We start from the raw sequence: 1,667 nt of genomic DNA on the forward strand, positions 1-1,667 counted from the left end.
CGATGGTACTGCTAACGCGGGAGAGTAGGTCGCCGCCAGTTTTTTAAAAGCTCATCAATTTATTTTGATGGGCTTTTTTTGTGACCTGAAATCAGAGAAAATACTGAATGGAAAATACAGGATCAGTAGCAAAACTTGGGGACTAAGCAAAAATTTTGGATAATCTGAAAAGGAAAAACACTTTGTCTTATACCCCTCAATTTGTAATCTGAAGTTTTTTATTTTTGCATTAAAAGATTCTGCCGAACCATTGGTACTTCTTTGGTCAAAATAATTGAGAATATCATTATAATGATTTATACTGGTCTTCATGAGTACTAAAAATGAAACCCACATTCTTCTACTTCTTTGAACCAATGTGCAATTCTAGGATTGCTACAGACTTTTGAATATTTTGATTGTAAATTTCCCTCACCCCGTCTGATAAATTATATGCTTTTTCTAAATCAGGATAGTGAGAGAAAGGTATTTTCGTTCTTTCATTTTGTGTTGATGTCCACTTTTCCCTGGTCTTATAGAGAAAATATCGGCTTCTTACCCAGAGTTGCTTTCTGGTATCACCATTTTCAAAAAATTCAATTTCAGGAGTTGTATCGGCTGATTTTTTAAAACTCTGCAAAATTCTGTTTTATGCGAGTTACTTTGTCCATGAGATTGCAATTCCGTATAATAATGGCTGCGGATTTTACACCCATCATCTTCGGCGTATGATATGTAGTTTTAGTAACTTTTTATGCAAGTGGAAAGTTATCGACTGTTATTTCAAGTAGAAAACCCTTTGGGAAACATTTTTTTTCTTCAAAATAAAGATGCAGTACTTTATTTACTTCTTGAAATTGCACAATCTCAAAATGGTGAATCAAAAGTTCAGGTAATAAAATTTTAGGACTTCTGTTTTATTTAGCATATAGCAAAATTTTGACATTTATCTTTTTTCCCAAGTTTTACTCTTTCTCTCAGAAAAAATAAGTTTTAACTTCAGCTTTTAAGATTTCGACATCTTCTTATATTTCATACTGAGGATAATCCAGATCACCTGGAAATCATATAGACTTGACCGAAATTTGCGATAATATTAGAAGAGAAACTAATGTATCTCTTTAATACACTCATTACTTAGTCATGCTTTAGTAAATCTTCTTTAAATTATAAAGGCGAAATAAGTTCCAAGCTTAAAAATCCATCATTATGTTTTTATTGTAAAATTTTTCAAATTCCATTCTTTTGATAGTGTTTTATTCTTTTACTAAAGAAAGTGATCCAAAAATTTATTTACTTATCCAGCACAAATGTACTTTTTATTACTCTGCGGGTTTAGCCAAACACCGTATCGTTTTCCCACTTTCGGGTCGGGCTATCCGTTTCAATTCGTCACGCCTTGGCTAAAGCCTGTGCTTGCTGCGGGATTTATCCCTACCGCAAAATGGATACTTTAGATAAAGTGGATAACTTTATGAAGCTGTAGCATTCTGTCAATCATAGCATTATAAAAATATTTTCTTCAATGTTACTAAAAGTTCACAAAAGAGTTGCGAGATCTTTTAAGTGTGTTTACATTTGCACCACTCTAATAAACAGAGTAGCGAAGTAGACAGAGCAGGTAATATAGAAAGGGTAGGAGGATTAGATTTCTTTTATTTAATTTTAAAAAAGCTTGTGGATTAACA

General features: G+C 32.5%; 2 protein-coding genes. Both read right to left on the reverse strand.

The window, feature by feature from the left end; translation table 11 throughout:
- Nucleotides 1-54: 54 nt before the first annotated feature.
- Nucleotides 55-336, reverse strand: a complete 282-nt coding sequence (locus tag QF004_RS13925) for a transposase (RefSeq protein ID WP_307427506.1) — start codon at nt 334-336, stop codon at nt 55-57.
- A gap of 4 nt (nt 337-340) precedes the next feature.
- Nucleotides 341-619: a transposase gene (locus QF004_RS13930; RefSeq protein ID WP_165983182.1), complete on the reverse strand. Its 279-nt coding sequence runs from the start codon at nt 617-619 to the stop codon at nt 341-343.
- Between the last annotated feature and the right edge of the window lie 1,048 nt (nt 620-1,667).

It is taken from the genome of Chryseobacterium sp. MDT2-18 (assembly GCF_030815285.1).
Classification (GTDB): domain Bacteria; phylum Bacteroidota; class Bacteroidia; order Flavobacteriales; family Weeksellaceae; genus Kaistella; species Kaistella salivictor.